At 65.7% G+C, this 16865-nt stretch carries 13 protein-coding genes; 4 read left to right on the forward strand and 9 right to left on the reverse strand.

The genetic code is table 11. The features are described from left to right. Positions 1-64: 64 nt before the first annotated feature. The 4 genes from lexA to ACNHKD_RS15240 form a co-directional block, all read right to left on the reverse strand. Complete coding sequence (gene lexA, locus ACNHKD_RS15225) at positions 65-775, reverse strand: transcriptional repressor LexA (RefSeq protein WP_442754327.1); 711 nt, start codon at positions 773-775, stop codon at positions 65-67. A gap of 103 nt (positions 776-878) precedes the next feature. Further along, positions 879-1694: a sulfotransferase family 2 domain-containing protein gene (locus ACNHKD_RS15230; protein WP_442754328.1), complete on the reverse strand. Its 816-nt coding sequence runs from the start codon at positions 1692-1694 to the stop codon at positions 879-881. 361 nt (positions 1695-2055) lie between these two features. Beyond that, complete coding sequence (locus tag ACNHKD_RS15235) at positions 2056-3228, reverse strand: L,D-transpeptidase family protein (RefSeq protein ID WP_442754329.1); 1173 nt, start codon at positions 3226-3228, stop codon at positions 2056-2058. Positions 3229-3423: 195 nt separating this feature from the next. Then, entirely contained in the window at positions 3424-4389 is a 966-nt protein-coding gene (locus ACNHKD_RS15240; RefSeq protein WP_442754330.1) for an acetyl-CoA carboxylase carboxyltransferase subunit alpha, read from the reverse strand. Between the two features lie 166 nt (positions 4390-4555). Between ACNHKD_RS15240 and ACNHKD_RS15245 the strand changes: the two genes are divergently transcribed. Next, positions 4556-5428, forward strand: a complete 873-nt coding sequence (locus ACNHKD_RS15245; protein WP_442754331.1) for an alpha/beta fold hydrolase — start codon at positions 4556-4558, stop codon at positions 5426-5428. A gap of 136 nt (positions 5429-5564) precedes the next feature. Then, complete coding sequence (locus ACNHKD_RS15250; protein WP_442754332.1) at positions 5565-7079, forward strand: hypothetical protein; 1515 nt, start codon at positions 5565-5567, stop codon at positions 7077-7079. A gap of 21 nt (positions 7080-7100) precedes the next feature. Here the strand turns inward: ACNHKD_RS15250 and ACNHKD_RS15255 are convergent, their stop codons facing one another. Further along, entirely contained in the window at positions 7101-7244 is a 144-nt protein-coding gene (locus ACNHKD_RS15255) for a hypothetical protein (protein WP_442754333.1), read from the reverse strand. Next, positions 7241-8659 (reverse strand): glycosyltransferase family 4 protein, encoded by a 1419-nt coding sequence (locus ACNHKD_RS15260; RefSeq protein WP_442754334.1) that lies wholly within the window; start codon positions 8657-8659, stop codon positions 7241-7243. The genes ACNHKD_RS15255 and ACNHKD_RS15260 overlap by 4 nt, the downstream gene beginning before the upstream one ends. Positions 8660-9090: 431 nt before the next feature. Here ACNHKD_RS15260 and ACNHKD_RS15265 point away from each other — a divergent pair, with 431 nt between their 5' ends. Continuing rightward, positions 9091-9942 (forward strand): DUF6502 family protein, encoded by an 852-nt coding sequence (locus ACNHKD_RS15265; RefSeq protein ID WP_442754335.1) that lies wholly within the window; start codon positions 9091-9093, stop codon positions 9940-9942. Continuing rightward, on the forward strand, positions 9939-11117 hold the full coding sequence (locus tag ACNHKD_RS15270) for a hypothetical protein (protein WP_442754336.1): 1179 nt from the start codon (positions 9939-9941) through the stop codon (positions 11115-11117). The genes ACNHKD_RS15265 and ACNHKD_RS15270 overlap by 4 nt, the downstream gene beginning before the upstream one ends. A 20-nt stretch (positions 11118-11137) precedes the next feature. On the opposite strand, the gene ACNHKD_RS15275 is transcribed toward ACNHKD_RS15270, so the two are convergent. The 3 genes from ACNHKD_RS15275 to ACNHKD_RS15285 are packed head-to-tail and all read right to left on the reverse strand — an operon-like array spanning position 11138 to position 16678. Beyond that, positions 11138-12442 carry a TolC family protein gene (locus ACNHKD_RS15275; RefSeq protein WP_442754337.1) on the reverse strand — a complete coding sequence of 435 codons (1305 nt, stop codon included), beginning with the start codon at positions 12440-12442 and terminating at the stop codon, positions 11138-11140. Continuing rightward, positions 12439-15552: an efflux RND transporter permease subunit gene (locus tag ACNHKD_RS15280; protein WP_442754338.1), complete on the reverse strand. Its 3114-nt coding sequence runs from the start codon at positions 15550-15552 to the stop codon at positions 12439-12441. The genes ACNHKD_RS15275 and ACNHKD_RS15280 overlap by 4 nt, the downstream gene beginning before the upstream one ends. Before the next feature lie 4 nt (positions 15553-15556). After that, positions 15557-16678, reverse strand: coding sequence for an efflux RND transporter periplasmic adaptor subunit (locus ACNHKD_RS15285; protein ID WP_442754339.1), 1122 nt, complete (start codon positions 16676-16678; stop codon positions 15557-15559). Positions 16679-16865: the final 187 nt, after the last annotated feature.

Genomic DNA, 16865 nt, shown 5'->3' on the forward strand with positions numbered 1-16865 from the left:
AAAAGACCTGCGCTGCCCGACATGTCCCTCTTGCATGAGGGCGTCGCCAGGCTTCGTCACAACGTCAATATTTACGCAACAGGCTCACGAGCTTTCCTTGGATGCGCACCTTGTCGGGCCCGAATATGCGAGTCTCATAGGCCGGATTCGCCGCCTCCAGCGCGATCGACGCGCCGCGCTTGCGCAGCCGCTTGAGCGTCGCCTCTTCGTCCTCGATCAAGGCGACGACGATGTCGCCCGTGTCGGCGTAATCCTGCTTTTTAATGACGACCGTGTCGCCGTCGAGAATTCCCGCCTCGATCATCGAATCGCCGCGTACCTCCAGCGCGAAATGCTCGCCGGTGGAAAGCAGGTCGGGCGGCAGGTTGATTGTATGGCTACGGCTCTGAATCGCGGATATCGGCGTGCCCGCGGCGATGCGGCCCATCACGGGGATCGCAACCTGCTGGCTCGCCTCCTCTTCGCCCCGTTCGTGCAGCGGACGGACGCGGCCAAGATTTCCCTGGATAACGGAAGGCGCGAATTTGCCGGGGCGCGCCCCGCCGCCGCGCGGCGTCGCCGACTCGGGCAATCGCAGGACTTCCAACGCCCGCGCGCGATTGGGAAGCCGCCGGATGAAGCCCCTCTCTTCGAGAGCCAGTATGAGACGGTGAATGCCGGATTTCGATCTCAGGTCGAGCGCGTCCTTCATCTCGTCGAAAGAAGGCGGAACGCCGGACTCCTTGAGCCGCTCATGGATGAAACGCAGCAGATCGCTCTGCTTTTTCGTCAGCATAATCTGCCCCCTGGCACGCCGCTCGCTACAAACAAATCATGAACATTTATAGACGTTCGCTGTGCGTTCTGCAAGCCTTATCGCGGGCATGGTTAAAAGAAGCTTATGGATGCGGTCCCGGCGCGTAGGATTGAGCGGCGGCCGGACTTTCCGGCGGCGCGCCAGGCGCCGGCGTATGCGGCGAGGGCCCGGTCGCCCGCCAGCTGATCCGCCAATCATTCAACAGGTCGCCTGTGCGCTCCGCTTCGTAGACAAGCTCATAGAGTTCGAGATCCTGCTCGATGAAGCGTTCCAGGCGGCGCCGCTGCTTGCTGGTCAGATTGAAACGGGACACGCTGACATTATGCGGCTCGATGACATGCGGCGAGCCGAGCGTGACCCGAATATATTCCTGGAGCACGTAGTTTTTGGCGACGGTCATGATCGCGTGCCCCGCCGAAATATATTGCAAAAGGACGGCGGAGACCGATCGGGCCGGCTGTCTGGCGACCTGAAGAAAATGGGCTTGGAGATTGCTCTCTCCTTCGCGCTCTTTCATGTCGAGATAATCGTCGAAGGTGCGAATATCGCGGGAATGTTCGGCGTAGCTGTGCTCGACGATGTTCTTGAACGACGAGATTTCGCGCTCGACCGGATCGCGGATGATCGTGAACATGAAGAACTTTCGCTCGCCCATGAGGTTCATGATCTCTCGCGCCGGAAGGTGAGCGGAAAGATATTTCCATCGAAAGGCGTAGAAGGGATCGTCCGGATTCCGGATGCGGATGAAGTCTTCGCCTGTGCCGAGGCGCATGCAACTCTCGTCCCCGAAGACATTGCGGAAATAATAGTCAACGGACATGCCGCCCGTGCGCGGAATGTGGCAGTGAACGATCGGCACATTTTCGATGCCGGCCAAAACCATCCGAAATCCGCTCATATCCGACGACGCCTCCGTCCGTGGCTCACCCGCTTTTCCGCGAGCAAAATCCGACTCAATCGCCGCCGCGCGGAGCCCAAACACGGCGCGCCCCTGCGAAGACGAATCCACCACGGAAGCGGATGAGACGGAAATCCGGATCTGCGGCAAAACGCCTGCCGCCTAAGGTCAAGGATAACAAATTCACATGCTATATCAATAACTAGATCGAGACGCTCACCGCGAAATGACCGCCGCAGGCGCGGGCAATGGTCGCAAAGGAGCGAGGCGATGAGGCGCGCTCCTTTGCGTCGCTGACAACGAAAAAGCCGCCTCTTCCCTTCGAAAGCGGCGGCTGTGAAACGCGGTCCAACCCGGAGGCTTATTTTTTGACGCCCAGCGCCCTCTTGATGGAAGCAGTGGGGCTGTCGTCCGGAGCCAGCGCCGACATTTCGCGGCGATCATCCGGCGCGAGCGATTGGGCGACGCTGGTTGTCTCAGCCTCGCGCGTCTGCGCGGCGGCCTTGGCGGCGACCATCGTCACCACCGGCGACTTCGCGGCGAGCTGCGTCGCCTTGGCGCCCGCCTTCACGGGCCTTTCGTCCAGCGCGATTTCGACCGGGGCCGTCAGGGCCTCGGGGCGGCTCGTCTCGGCGACGTGGGCCAGGAAACTCGGATGCATTCCGCCATCCTGATAGACGACGCGAACCGGCTTCACCGTTTCGGCGAGTTGGGCGATCTTTTCCTCGTCCTTCGACGCCTTGGCGGAGACGCTCGCGATCAGCTCGGGGTCGTGTTTCAAGGGCGGGCAGGCTGAGAGCGGATCCATATGGCCGCTCGCCTGCGCGTTGAAGACGTAGCGGCGACCGCAGAAAGCCACGGCCGGCTCTTCTTTCGTCACCTCGAAATGATCGTTGCCCTCCTTCAGATTTTTCCAGAACGCGATATTCGGATCAAGCCGATGCTTGGCGAGGTTCTCGGCCGTCATCCGGAAAGGATAGGACTGCATCTGGATCGCGCGCTGCCCGCCATTGAAGGCGGAGCGGGCGATGGCGTAGATCTCCGCGATCTGCGCGTCCGTCATCGAGAAGCAGCCGGCCGACGAGCAGGCGCCGTGCACCATGATGGTGCCGCCCGAATGACCCAGCGCGCGATCGAGCTGGTTCGGGTAGCCGACATTGAAGGAGAGATAATAGGCGGAGTTGGGGTTCATCTGCGCCGGGGTGATCGAATAGAAGCCCTCCGGCACCTGGCGGTCGCCTTCGTGCGTCTTTGGCCCGAGCTGGCCCGACCAGCGGCACATGGGGAAGGTCTTGAGGTGGACGTATTTGCCCTCCCCGTTCATCTTCCAGATTTCGAACTCGGCCTCTTTCTTATAGGCGCGGATCAGCATCGGCGACTCTTTGGTCGTGCCGATCTGAGCCATCTTCGCCAGCGTTTCGGGAGGGACGGGCGCCAGCGCGCGCTGAGTGACGCCGCTGTCCTGGCAAGCGGCGAGAGAAAGCGCAGCGAGAGCGGCGGCCGCCGCGGCCGGCTTCAAGACCCAGTACTTCATGCGCTCAGCTCTCCTCTGCGCCCCGGCGCCCGCGCACATATACGCAACTGTGGCAAATCTAACACAGTCGCGTAACCCAATCCTTACCAGCGGGACTCCCGCCATCTCCGCCGCGTAGCAGCTAACGCCGAGATTTGGACCAGAAAGTGTTCGTGGCGCCATGAACGCGCCCGATTTCGAGGCAGCGCCGGCGATTTAAGCCTTCGTGTCGATCTTCCGGCCCATATTGAGAAACTTTTCGGCGCGCTGGGCGCGGAGCTGCTCGCGGGAGAGATTTGTCAGACGGGACAGCTCGCCGGAGACGGCTTCGCCCACCGAAGCGATGGCCGCCGCGGGATCGCGATGGGCGCCGCCGGCGGGCTCGGAGACGATCACGTCGATGATCCCGAATTTCAGCAGGTCCTGCGCGGTGATCTTCATACTGGTCGCGGCGTCCTGCGCCTTGGCCGAATCGCGCCAGAGGATGGAGGCCGAGGCCTCCGGCGAGGCGACGGTATAGACCGCGTGCTCCAGCATCAGCACTTTGTTGGCCGCGGCGATGGCGATGGCGCCGCCGGAGCCGCCCTCGCCCACGACCACCGCGACATTCGGCACGCCGAGGGAAAGAGAGGCGTCGGTCGAGCGGGCGATGGCTTCCGCTTGGCCGCGCTCCTCCGCGTCGATGCCCGGAAAGGCGCCGGCGGTGTCGACCAGAGAGATGACAGGCAGGCCGAAACGGTCGGCGAGCTCCATGAGGCGCACCGCCTTGCGATAGCCCTCCGGGCGGGCCATGCCGAAATTGTGATGGAGCCGGCTCGCCGTATCGGAGCCTTTCTCCTGCCCGATGATGCAGATCGGCTCGCCCTTGAAGCGGCCGAAGCCGCCCACAATGGCCGAATCCTCGCCGAAGAGTCGGTCGCCGGCGAGCGGCGTGAATTCCGCGACGAGCTGCGCGACATAATCCGAGAAATGCGGCCGCTGCGGGTGGCGCGCGACCTGAATCTTCTGCCAGGGCGTGAGGCCGGCGTAGAGGTCGGCGAGCGCCTTGGCCGCCTTGGCCTCGAGCTTGGAAAGCTCTTCGGCGATCGAGACGCCCTCGCCTTTCTCGGCCAGCGCCCGCAGCTCCTCCACTTTGGTTTCGAGTTCGGCGACGGGCTTTTCGAAGTCGAGATAGGAGCGCATGTGCTGGCGTGTTTCCTGGCGAAATCAGACGGCGCCCGGCGGCCTCACGGGCGCGCGGAACCTCGCTGCAACCGGGCCGGAAGTCAAGGAAGCGAAGCGTCGCGCCGGCAGGATTTTCAACGCCGCCCCCGAGCGTGTAAAACGCTCCGAAAAAGGAGCGTTGCGCTTGAGCCCGACACGCCAGCCCGCCAGCCGCTTCGTCGCCGCGCGCGACGGCCTGCGCCTCCACTACCTCGACTACCCCTGTCCCGAACCGTCGCGCCTGCCGCTCGTCTGCCTGCCGGGACTCGCGCGCACGGCAGACGACTTTTGCCTCGTCGCCGAGGCGGCGCAGCGGTCGGGCCGGCGCGTGCTCGCGCTCGATTATCGCGGACGCGGCCGCTCCGAATGGGACAAGGATTGGCGTCATTACGATCCGGACGTCGAGGAGGACGACATTTTCGTCGTCCTCGGCGACGCCGCCGTCTCCGAAGCGGTCTTCTTCGGCACGTCGCGCGGCGGCCTCCACACGATGCGCATCGCGCCCGACCGACCGGGCGTGATCCGCGCAGCGGTGCTGAACGACATTGGCCCGGTGATCGAGAAGAGCGGGCTTTTGCGCATCAAGGCTTATGTCGGCAAGATGCCGCCGCTGCAAAAAATGAGCGACGCCGCCGCGCTGATGCGCTTTGCGATGAGCGCGAACTTTCCCGCCGTCACGCCCGAACAGTTCGAGATGTTCGCGCGCCAGACATTTGAGGAAAAGGACGGCAAGGTGGAGCTGCGCTACGATCCCGAGCTCAATCACACGCTGGACGACATCGACCCGGAGGCCGAGATCGCGGATTTCTGGGAGCCCTTCGCCGCCTTGTCGGCGGTCCCCATCCTCGCCATTCGCGGCGAGACGTCGGACATTCTGTCGATCGACGTGTTCAACGAAATGGCGCGCAAGGCGCCGATGCTCGAGCAATACACCGTCCCGGGACAGGGTCATGCGCCCCTGCTCCTCGATCAGGCGACGATCGACCGCGTGATGGTTTTCCTGAACGCGCAAGTTTGAGCGCGACAGCGTCCTGATCATGCGCGCGCGGGCGGAGAATTGCGCCGCTCGCAGGCCCTTGCCTTACGCCTTGATTAGGGAATAAGCTTAGGAACGATCAAGGTTTTTTTAATTCGACTTTTTGGAGAATTCGCCGATGTTTTTCTTGAAGCTCACGCGCTCTCGAACCCCTCGCGCCAGCGCGCTCGTCGCGCTTCTCGTCGCGGCCCCGGCCGCGTCGTCGGATGCGCATGCGCGCCATCTGCATCATGCGCCCGTCCCTCACGTTAATGCGCCCGCGCCTCACAGGCTGGCCGCGGACGACGCGCCCGCGCCGCCGGCCCCCGCGCCATCGCAGGCGCCCCTCGCCGCTAACGACGTTTCATGGCTGTTCCCGCCGCCGAAGAACGCCGCCGATCTCGACAATACGATCGCCGTCGCCGATCTGACCATTCCCGATCCGAAAGACCCGGCGAAGCGCGAACCGGTCTGGCCCGCGACGGCCTTCGCCCAGTTTATCGCCAATGCGGAAAGCCCGGCGGCGACGGTCGGGAGCCACCACATCAAACTCCCCGCCGACGCCCATGACATCAAGGCCTGGCGTGTCGCCGGCCTGCGCATCGACCCCGGCGCGCCCGGATTGACGAGCGAGATCATCGCGCAGTTCGGCCAATCCCCGCAATTGCGCTTCATCGTCCAGCCCGTGACGCGCAAGCCGGATGGCGGGGTCCAGGTCCACGATGTGACGGCGCATGTGATTTACACTTTCGCCGCCGGCGCCGACGCGCCCGCGCAGCCCGGCTGCTCGCCGCGCCCCAAGCCCGACCTGGAGGCCTTCCGCAAGCTGGCGCGCGACTTCGCGACGCTACGCGACGACCTCGCCGAGGGGAAGTTCGGCGGCGCCAAGATCGCGACGGCCGGCAAGCCCCTCGGCGTGCATCCGGGACTGGCCGACAAACGGTCGGCGGCGCCGTTGAAGAACGCGCTCGTCGAGGTGCTGGAGCGCCATCTTTCCGGCGACAAGCTCACCGCCATGGCGGTGATGGGGCTCGACGCCGGCGCCCCCGAGCCGTGGATCTTCCTGGCGATGGCTCCGGTTCCCCCGGGCGTGGTTCCCACCCTGCCGAATGGCGGGTTCATTCCGGTGCGGAGCCCTGCTTTGGACGGCAAGCAATTCGCTGAAGCGCTCGCCGTGCTGGAGACGCCGCATCAGGTCATGCCGACGCCGGCGCCGAACAATCTCAATCCCGTCACCTGCAGGCACGCCGCCCTGCCCTCGAGCGAAGCGGCCCTGCCCGTCGCGGAGCGAAAGGGCCTGGCGACCGCCGCGCTCTTCGACATGGGCGACGCGACGGTGAGCGACCCTGCGAAAATCGCCAAGATAAAGGAGACCGTCGAGCTCGTCGCCAACGCCGATCGCAGCCACTTCTTCAACACGGACTGCGTCAGTTGCCACACGGACACGCGCCGCACGCTGGACCTCGTAAAAGGCGCATCTATCCCCGGCGTCGATCCCGCCGTGCTGCCGAAGGAAAAGTGGAACGTGCGCAACTTCGGGTGGTTCCCCTCCTTTTTTCGTGGGACGGTCGAACCTACCGCGACCCGCCGCGCGGCTTCCGAGACGGAGGCGGTCGTTAAATTCATCAACGACAACGGGCTGTCGAAGCCCTGAGCCTTCAAGGTCATGATCGGGTCATCCTTTTCCCAGGATTAAAAACCCGAAGACGGCGACAAAAAACAGGACGCCGGCGACGATGAGCGCGTTGGACGCCTCCCAAAGCGTGTCGTGGAGCAAATCGACGACGAGTTGAACATTTGCGATCGGCGGCAAAATCATGACCGCCCCTCTCTCGCGCTCGACACGGAAAGGCCCGCCGCGTCCGCTCGCATCTGATAACCGTCGTTCATAATCAGATCGACGAGCGCTCTGGCGGAATCTTCCCAGCTGTAGGCGGGCGTTCGCGTCTTCGATGCCGGCGTGCGCAAGCGTCGCTCGATCTTTTCCGCAAGATCGTCGGAATCCAGAAGTTTGAAATAATCTACCTGGCCGCCGCCGATTTCACGAAACACGGGCAAGTCCGAAGCGATGACCGGCAGGCCCTCTCCTCCGGCTTCGACAAGCGGCAGCCCGAAGCCTTCGATCGCGGACGGAAAGACGAGCGCGGCGGCGCGCTCATAGCAGCGGCGCAAATCCGCGTCGCTCGCTTTGTCGAGCCACAAAAGACGGCGCCCATATTCAGGATGGCGACGGATGCGCCGCGCGAGCGCATCGCTCTGCCATCCTGCCCGCCCGACGATCACGTAGCGAAGATCGACGCCCGAATTCCATAGCCGATCGAAAGCGTCGAGCGCGACGGGATAGGCTTTTCGGGGTTCGAGCGAGCCTACGCTCAGGAAATAAGGCGTTTCGCTCGCGGTGAAGGCCTCTACCGTGTGCGAAACCGGGCGCATATCTTCGTTGGCGAAATCCGCGCCGAGCCGCCACCAGCCGATGCGAAGGCCGGGTTTGACGACGAGCGAATTGCGCGACGTAAACTCGACGAAGTCCTTCGCGACGCTTTTGGAGATGCAAGCCACCGCGTCGCTCGCGAGCACGAACGTCTCGAACCATTCGCTGAAAGTTTCCGCCATTTTCGGGGGCACGGACAGCGGATGCATCAAGGGGATGATATCGTAAACGACGGTGACGAGCCGTCCGCCCGCGGCCTCGAGTTTCTGAACGATCGGCAGATAATCCGCCGTCAGACCCCAGCACGCGTCCAGCAATACGAGCGTGTCGCCCGCCGTGAACTCGATCGATCGCGGCGCGGTGGGGTGATCGTAGTAAGGAATGACGACGCCGTCCTGAATGACGACCGGCAAGGCGAAGGGAGATGCGATCGCCCGTTTGGCGATCTCGCGAACGACGCGCTGAATTCCCGTATTCCCTCCAAATCTCGCGGTAGGCGTGACATCGATGAAAATGCGCCGTGAGGCGAGCGACAACGACAGTTCCAGCGCCGCGTCGTTCGAAAGGGGCGGACGGCGCACGATGCTCGAGCGCCTCCGCCGTCTCTCCCCGTCATGCAGGAACGAAAGGCCCAGCATGCGGGTGACTGTCCAGTAAAGCTCCCGCAATCGCAGATAGGCGAAGGTAGTGATGGGATCGACGGAATCCTCGATCTGCCGTCGACGCATTTCGACGTTTTCTCGCTGCGCCTGCGCGGCCAGATAGTGCGTCACCTTCGTTTCGTAGGCGCTCGGCGTCTCCATATCCTTCCCCTTCGAGAACGAACCGCCATCCGGACGGACGACTGTCTTCGTCCCCGGCGCGGCATTGAGTTTTGGCGAGAACAGATTGAACGGGCGCGGCGGTCTGCGGCGCTTGCGATCGACGCGATCAGCTTTTCGGCGCGCAGGCGTCCGTCTTGGTCGCGCTCCCGAAGGGCGCGCCGCACGAGCGCCCCGCGCCTTGGCCGCTCCCGTGCGACGCCCGCGCCAAGAGGGCGAAACCGGGCGCGAGCGCGGGGCGCATGGGTTTGCCGCGATGCGGCCATTCGGACGGCTCGACGAATGAGACTCTACGGGTCATCGCGACTCCCTGCGTGTGATTTTTTCCCACGCAAATTAAATGCGTGGGAATTTTTCTCACGTCAAGCCGCACGTGGGATTGTGTCCCACTTTTTTTCGCGCTACGGACTTCCATGGCCGACGCCAATGAAGAGGGCCCTCCCGACGCCGCGCGCCTCCAGCAGCCGATCGCCCGGCTGCTGCGGCCGCTCGTTCGCCTTTTCATCAGTTGCGGAACGACCTTCCCCGCGCTGTGCGACCTGCTTCGGGAGCTTTACGTCAATGTGGCGGTCCACGACTTCGCCCTGCCCGATAAGGAGCAGACGGACAGCCGGATCAGCCTTTTGACGGGCATCCACCGCAAGGAAGTCCGCCGCCTGAGAAGCGCCGGGGCTCCGGTTCGAATGGTCCCGGCCGCCGTCTCGCGCACCACTCAGATCGTCGCTCTCTGGATGGCGGATCCGCGTTTCACTGATGAAAACGGCGCGCCGGCCCCTTTGCGGCGCGTCGGGTCCGAGGGGGAAGGCCCGACCTTCGAGACCCTCGTCGAGGAAGTGACGCGCGACGTTCGGCCGCGCGCCGTGCTCGACGAATGGCTCGACCGCAGGATCGCGGAAATCGACGCAGAAGGAAGGGTCGTTCTCACGGAGGCTGCGATTGCGCCCAAACGCGGCGACGAGCGGCAGCTCTATTATTTCGGCAGGAACCTCCACGATCACATTGCGGCGGCCGTCGCGAACATCGCCTCGAACTCCTCGCCTTTCCTGGAGCGCGCGGTTCACTACGAGGGCCTCTCCGAGGATGCCGCGCGGCGCCTGGAGGCGCTGTCGCGCGAGCTGGCGATGAATGCGCTCCTCGCCGCGAACCGGGAAGCGCTGTCGCTCGAGAAAGACAGCGAAGACGGCGAATGGCGCTGGAATTTCGGCGTCTATGTGTACCGCGAGAAGGAGCCGCGGCGCGCGGACGACGAGGAGCCGCAGCCGTGAGTCTCGACCGCCGCCCGTCGCGCCGCCAATTCGGCGCGCTGCTCCTCGCCTTGCTGTCTTTTGCGTCGCGCCGCGCTTACGGCTCGGGAAGAAGTCCGAAGGACAATGGCCTTGGCGGCACCGGCTATGTTTCCCCCCTGCCCGATCCCGACAACGGGATCGGGGGCACGGGCGTCGTCGGCACGATACGGGGCTTCGGCAGCGTCATCGTCAATGGCCTTCACGTCTCTTATCCGTCCGAGGTGGAAATCACGGTCGACGGCATGGCGGCCGACGCCGCCTCCATGCGGATCGGACATGTCGCGTCGTTCGTCGCCACGCGCGAGGGCGGCAGGTTCACGACGAAGAAAATCCAGATCCTGCGCGAGGCGGTCGGCGCGATCGAAGCGATCTCCGGCAGAAAGATGCAGGTTCTGGGACAGAAGATCGAACTCGGCGGCAATGTGAAGAGCGATGGCCTTGTCGTCGGCCGGCATGTCGCGGTCAGCGGCTTGCGTATGCCGGACCAGACGATCGTCGCGAGCCTCGTCGAGCCGGTCGAGCCCGGCGTCTTGCAGGTCGTCGGGACGGTGACGAGAGCGAAGGACGGGCGGTTGCAGATCGGCGGCCAGCCGCTTTCGGGCGTTGCGGAATCGATGGTCGGACGTCGGATGGTCGCGCGCGGCGCGTTGAGCGGCGCGGCTCTCGACGTGTCGCATATCGCTGGCGACGCCTGGCTTCCGCGCGGTCCGACGCGCTTCCTTGCGGAGACCTATCTGGAAAGCCACGGCTCGACCGCGACGACCGCGAGCGGTCTCGATTTGCCGCAGACAGGCGACATGCGTTTTCAGGGAGTCGTCCGCGCCGTTATCGGCTTTGAGCTCTCCCCGGCCGGCGGATGGGCGATCCAGTCCTTCCGGACGACAGAGACGCTCGGCGCGCACGGCTCGGCGGGGGAGCGTCGGGGCGAGATCGAAACGCCCGGCGCGACGAATGGCGGCGGCGCGCCTGCGTCGGAAGGGAGCGGCGCGGGCCCGGGCTTCGGCGTTCCCGGCAATCTCGACGGCGCGCCCCAGCCCGGCGACTTCGGGCCGGGCGGCGGCTTCGGCCCTCCCGGTCTTCCGGGGCCGCACGGGTTTGGCGGTCGCGGCGGGTTTGGCGGTCCCGGCGGCCTGCCGCCAATGCCGCGGCGATGACCCGACAGGTCGCCTGCGCGCTATGGCGCGTAACCCTGCGCCTGGTTCACCCTTGATATCGCCTGCCCGACATTCACAGACGCGGCCGCCTGAGCTCGTTGAGCGTCGAGTTGCAGTTGCCGCACGCGATAGAGGTCGAAGGCGTTGATCTCGCCGAGCGCGAAGGATTTGCGCGAAAGATTGAACTGTTCGTTGGCGACCGCGAGGCGCTGCGCGGCGAGTCGCGCGGCTTTTTGCGCGGCGGCGAGATTGGCGCGCCCCGCTTTGACCTCCGCCAGCACGACGCGCCTCGCCTTTTCATATTCCGCCTTGGCGCGCGCCATCTCGGCCATCGCCTCGGCGCGGCGCGGCTCCTGACGGCCGTCCGTGGGCAAGGGGATGCGGATCCGCACGCCGACCGTCGTGGCGTTGGTCAACTGGTCTGTGATGGACTGCGAAGGGTCCGTCGAATATTGCCGATTATGCTCCTGGCGCCCGAAGACGCCGACATCCGGATTGTCGATCGGCGTCGCCTCCACGAGCTGCAACTGTGTTTCGGCCCGGCGCAAAGCGGCGAGGGGCGTGCGCAACGCGGGATGATTTTCAATATTGCCCGCGGGCTTCATCGTCTCGAGCGTTCCGTCTGGCGGCGCGCCGCCGGTGAGCGCGGCGTAGTTCACGCGCGCAATCTTCTCGGCGCCTTCCGCCTGCGCGAGTTCGGTCTCGGCGGCCAGCAATTCGTTCCTGGCGAGCAGCGCGTCGGCCTGCGCCGCGTCGCCGAGCTCGACGCGCCGCGTCATGTCGGCGCCGATCTCGCGCGCCATCGCCACGCGGCTCCGCGCCACGTCGACCTCGCGCGCGGCGTGCTGAGCGCTCCACCAGGCGTTGCGCAGCAGGCCCGCGACATCGAGGCGGCGCAGGGCGATCTTTTCCTCGATCTCGATCACCCCGCTCGAGACGGTCGCCTCCATGGCGTCGCGCTGACCCGGCAGCCAGAGCGGCAGCCCCGCCTCGACTTCGGTCTCGTTGTAGTTGCGCAGATTGCCGGCGACGGCGTTGCGCTGCGCGCCGCCGACATAGGGCGAGCCGGGCGAGATCGAACGCGTCGTCGCATAGCGCGCCGAGACCGCGCCGAACTGCGCTTCGAGCGCTTTGCTCTGCGCGTCGATCGCCACCGCCATGTCGAGATGGCGCGCGAGCACGTGGCCCAACGGCTTCTTGCCGCGCCTTTCGACAGGCCCCTCGCCGCCCTTCACGGAAACCGCGCCGCTTGTCTTCGGCGCGGCCGCGGCCGTCGCCGCGACAGCGCCGACCGAAAGCGCGAGGGCGAAAGCGCGCAGCCTCATGCCGAAGTCCGACGGCTGGCCAGGCGCGCGCGCCTAGCGCGAAGACGCCAGCCCGTGGCGCGATCGTAAAGGATCGGCAGAAGAATGAGCGTCAGCACGGTCGCGGAGATCAGGCCGCCGATCACGACGATCGCCAGCGGCCGCTGGATCTCGGCGCCGGGGCCTGTGGCGAAGAGAAAGGGGATGAGGCCGAAGGCGGCGATGGTCGCGGTGAGCATCACCGGCCGCATGCGACGGCGCGCGCCTTCGACCACCGCCTCGCGCGTCGTCCGGTTTCCCTCCGCCATGAGCTTATTGATGTAGGAGATCAGCACGACGCCATTGAGCACGGCGATGCCGATGAGGGCGATGAAACCGACGGATGCGGGAACGGAGAGAAATTCGCCCGACAGCCAAAGCCCGAGAACGCCGCCAATCGCCGCAAAAGGCACGTTGCAGAAGACGAGCGTCGCCTGAAGGGACGATCCGAAAGTGAAATAGAGAAGAATGAAGATCAGGGCGAGCGCGATCGGCACGACGACGGCGAGCCGCGCAGAGGCGCGCTGCTGGTTCTCGAACTGGCCGCCCCAATGATAGCTGTAGCCCCTCGGCGTCGTCACATGGCTGGTGACCGCCTTTTTCGCATCCTCGACGAAGCCGACGAGGTCGCGGCCCTCGACATTGGCGAGCACGGTTGCGAAGCGCCGCCCCTCCTCGCGAATGACCTGAATGGGTCCGTTCTCGACCTGCACCTCGGCGAGCTGTGATAGCTCCACGACCTTTCCGTCGTTCGAGACCATCGGCAGGCGCGCGAAATCGACAGAAGACCGGCGCGAGGTCTCCGAGCCGCGCACGACGAGCGGCGTGCGAATCGGGCCTTCGAGAACAATGCCGACCTGCTGCCCGTCGACCCAGACGCGCAGGGCGTCCTGGATCTCGCCGGCGTTGAGGCCGAAGCGGCCCGCCGCGAGACGATCCACGCGCGCCGTCAGATAGCGCATGCCGTCGTTTTGCAGGCCGAAGACGTCGCGGGCGCCGGGGATTTTCTTCAGCTCCGCCGCCACTTCCCGGGTGAGGCGGTTGAGCTCGTTGATGTCGTCGCCGAAAATTTTCACCACGACGTCGCCGCGCGCGCCGATGATCATCTCCTGCACGCGCATGTCGATCGGCTGCGAGAAGGCGTAGGAAATGCCGGGGATCTGGTCGAGCACCTTGCGGATCTCGCCCATCAACCAATCCATGCCGCGGCCACGCCATTCCTTCTCCGGGGCAAGCGTCAGAAAATTGTCGGTCTCGTTGAGGCCGACCGGATCGATCCCCAGTTCGTCCGCGCCGGCGCGGGCCATCATGCCCTTCACCTCCGGGACCTTCTCCATGATCTCGCGCTGAATGAGCCGGTCGGTCTCGGCGGCGACGGCGACGCTGATCGTTGGATGTTTGCGGATGGTGATGACAGGCGTTCCCTCGTTCATCACGGGCATGAAGGTCTGGCCGATGCGCGAATAGGCGACGCCCGCGAGCAGGAGCCCGGCGACGGCGACGCCCGCGACGGCCAGCGGCCGCGCCAACGCGCGCGCCAAGAGAGGCTCGTAGATTGCGGCGATTTTGCGCACCAGCCAGGGCTCGTCCGCATGGCCGGGACGGAGAATGGTCGCGCTCAGCGCCGGCACGACGGTGAGCGACAGGATGAGCGCCGAGCCCAGCGCGAAAGCGATCGTCAGCGCGACGGGCGCGAAGAGGCGCCCCTCCAGCCCCTCGAGCGAAAGCAGCGGCATGAAGACTGTGACGATGATGATGACGCCCGAGGCAAGCGGCGCGGCGACCTCGCTCGTGGCTTCAAGCGTCATGAAGACGCGGTCGGCAAGGCTTGCGTCATGCGACTCTCCCAGCCTGTGCTCGACATTCTCCACAACCACGACGGCGCAGTCTACGAGCAATCCGATGGCGATCGCGAGGCCGCCGAGCGACATGATGTTAGCGGAAAGGCCCCAGAGCCGCATGACGCCGAAGGTCGCGAGCGCCGCAAGCGGCAGAATGACGGACACGACCAGAGCCGCTCGGAGATTGCCCAGAAAGAGCGCGAGAAGAATGACGACAAGGACGATCGCCTCGATCAGCACCTTCTGCACGGTCCAGACCGCTTTCCCGATCAGCTCGCTGCGATCGTAGAAGATTTCGATCTTCGCCCCCTTGGGCAGGTTGAGCTCCAGCTCGGCGAGGCGCGTCTTCACCCCCGTAACCACCATGCGCGCATCGGCGCCGCGCAGGCCGAGCACCAGCCCCCAGACGGCTTCGTCCCGGCCGTTTCTGTTCACGACGCCGTTGCGGGCCAGCGAGCCGAAGCGCACCTCCGCCACGTCGCCGACACGCACGATGCCCGTGGCGCGGGCGGCGATGACGACCGAGCGTATGTCCTCCAGCGAGCGCAGCCGGCCTTCGGCGCGAACGAGCAGCGCCTCCTCGCCGTCGCGCACGCGGCCCGCGCCGTCGTTTCGATTGTTGTCCTTGAGCGCCGATTCGAGCATCTCGACCGTGACGCCGCGCGCCGCCATGGCGGAAGGCGACGGCGCCACCTCGAAAGTGCGCACGAAGCCGCCGAGCACGTTGAGATCGGCGACGCCCGGCAGGCCGCGAATGGCGGGCCGGATCGTCCAATCGAGCAGGCTGCGCTGCTCCGTCGGCGTGAGATTGCCGCCGACGAGGGTGAACATCAGCATTTCGCCGAGCGGCGTGACGATGGGGGCCAGCCCGCCCGAGACGCCGGCCGGCAACTGGTCGAAAACCTGCGAGAGGCGCTCATTGACCTGCGCGCGCGCCCAATAAATGTCCGTCCCCTCGGCAAACTCGAAGGTGATCAGCGCCACCGAATAGCGCGTCGTGGAACGCATGCGAATAAGCGAGGGAATGCCCTTGGCCGCAATCTCGATCGGCGCGGTCACGCGCGTCTCAAGCTCCTCGGGCGTGAGACCCGGGGCGCGCATCGCGACAAGCACTTGCACCGGCGCGACGTCGGGAAAGGCGTCAATCGGCAGCTTCAGATAGCTCATCGCGCCCCAGGCGGAGATGAAGAGGGCGCCGAGGAAAGTGAGAAGCCGCTGCCGCAGCGAGAAGTGGATCAGGCGCTCGAGCATAAAGTCACTTGCTCTCGGCTTCGGCCAGCTCGGCGAGCAGCGTCAGAAGGCCGCGGGTCGCTACGCGTTCGCCCACCGCCAGCGGCCCCTGGACGGAAGCGAATTGCGGCGTCTCCGAAACCAGCGTGACGGGGACGGCGCGAAACCCCTCCGCCACACGCACGAAGACCCAGCTATGGTTGAGATGGCTCACGACGGCGTCGGCGGGCACGCGCCACTGCGAGGAGCCGCCGCCCTTCACGCGCAGAATGGCGGTCAAGGCCTGCCCTGGCCGAAGCGGGCTGCGGCCGGGCCGAAACTCGGCGACCGCCGTCACGGACTGAGTCGCCGAGTCGACCGTGCGGCCGACGCGGATCAGCTTGCCGTCGAGGCCGGCGGAGGGAAGATGCACGCGCTCCACGCTGTCGAGCGCGACGGCGCGGCCGAGCGGCACTTGCAGATTGACCCATATCGGATCGAGCCGCGCAATGGTGACGAGCGGCGCCGAGGCCTGCACACGCTCGCCCGTGGTGCCGTGCCGCTGCAGAATGGTGCCGGCGATCGGCGCCCGGACGAGAAGCGAGGCGGCGAGTTTGCGATCCTTGCGCAGCTCTGCGATCTCCGCTTCGGTCATGCCCGCGAGGGCGAGGATCTGGCCGCGCTCGTCGAGCGTCGCGCGCGCCTGTGCGGCCTCGGCGCGAGTCACGATCAGCCGGCGCTCGGCGATGATGCGCTCCTTGAAGAGCTGCTCGTCCCTGCGCAGCTTTTCCCCAGCGAGATTGGCGTTCGACATGGCCATAAGAAAGGCGCGCTGCGCCTCGACGAGCTCCGAGGATTTCAGCGTGGCGATGGGATCGCCCTCCTTCACGTCTTCGTCGGGGGCGACGAGCAGCGTCTCGACAAGGCCGGCCGCCGGCGCGGCGACGATCCGCAACTGCTGCGGCGGCACCGCGACGACGCCGGGGACGACGATCTCGCCGACGCCGGACTCCGCCTCGACCGGCTGCGTTTCGACGCCGGCGGCGTGAACCTGCTCCTCCGTGAGCGGCACCAGTATGTCGTGCGACGGCGCGGCCGGGGGCGCGCCCAACGCCCGAAGGGCGCCGCAGACGACAAGGAGGGGGATGAGGAGAAGATTTCGCCGCATGAGGATGATGCTGCCAAGGTAGAGCGCGAGCTGCGCCGATCAAGGTGAAAGGCTCCCGGCGGCCTTGTGGCGTTTTTGAGCGGCCGGGATCGCCGGCTCAAGCGCTAACAGGACGTTAACGCAACTTTCTAGAGGAAAATGAACGCGTTCGCAAAAGGCGGGGGCGCTGCCGGTCGCAAACCGCCCC

The organism is Methylocystis sp. JAN1 (assembly GCF_052186135.1).
Lineage (GTDB): Bacteria > Pseudomonadota > Alphaproteobacteria > Rhizobiales > Beijerinckiaceae > Methylocystis.

Bases quoted from the DNA above. Each gene is read 5' to 3' on its own strand.
- ACNHKD_RS15250 (WP_442754332.1), top strand. From the start codon at position 5,565: ATGTTTTTCTTGAAGCTCACGCGCTCTCGAACCCCTCGCGCCAGCGCG.
- ACNHKD_RS15255 (WP_442754333.1), bottom strand. From the start codon at position 7,244: ATGATTTTGCCGCCGATCGCAAATGTTCAACTCGTCGTCGATTTGCTC.
- ACNHKD_RS15275 (WP_442754337.1), bottom strand. From the start codon at position 12,442: ATGAGGCTGCGCGCTTTCGCCCTCGCGCTTTCGGTCGGCGCTGTCGCG.
- ACNHKD_RS15235 (WP_442754329.1), bottom strand. From the start codon at position 3,228: ATGAAGTACTGGGTCTTGAAGCCGGCCGCGGCGGCCGCCGCTCTCGCT.
- lexA (WP_442754327.1), bottom strand. From the start codon at position 775: ATGCTGACGAAAAAGCAGAGCGATCTGCTGCGTTTCATCCATGAGCGG.
- ACNHKD_RS15230 (WP_442754328.1), bottom strand. From the start codon at position 1,694: ATGAGCGGATTTCGGATGGTTTTGGCCGGCATCGAAAATGTGCCGATC.
- ACNHKD_RS15265 (WP_442754335.1), top strand. From the start codon at position 9,091: ATGGCCGACGCCAATGAAGAGGGCCCTCCCGACGCCGCGCGCCTCCAG.
- ACNHKD_RS15260 (WP_442754334.1), bottom strand. From the start codon at position 8,659: ATGGAGACGCCGAGCGCCTACGAAACGAAGGTGACGCACTATCTGGCC.
- ACNHKD_RS15280 (WP_442754338.1), bottom strand. From the start codon at position 15,552: ATGCTCGAGCGCCTGATCCACTTCTCGCTGCGGCAGCGGCTTCTCACT.
- ACNHKD_RS15285 (WP_442754339.1), bottom strand. From the start codon at position 16,678: ATGCGGCGAAATCTTCTCCTCATCCCCCTCCTTGTCGTCTGCGGCGCC.
- ACNHKD_RS15240 (WP_442754330.1), bottom strand. From the start codon at position 4,389: ATGCGCTCCTATCTCGACTTCGAAAAGCCCGTCGCCGAACTCGAAACC.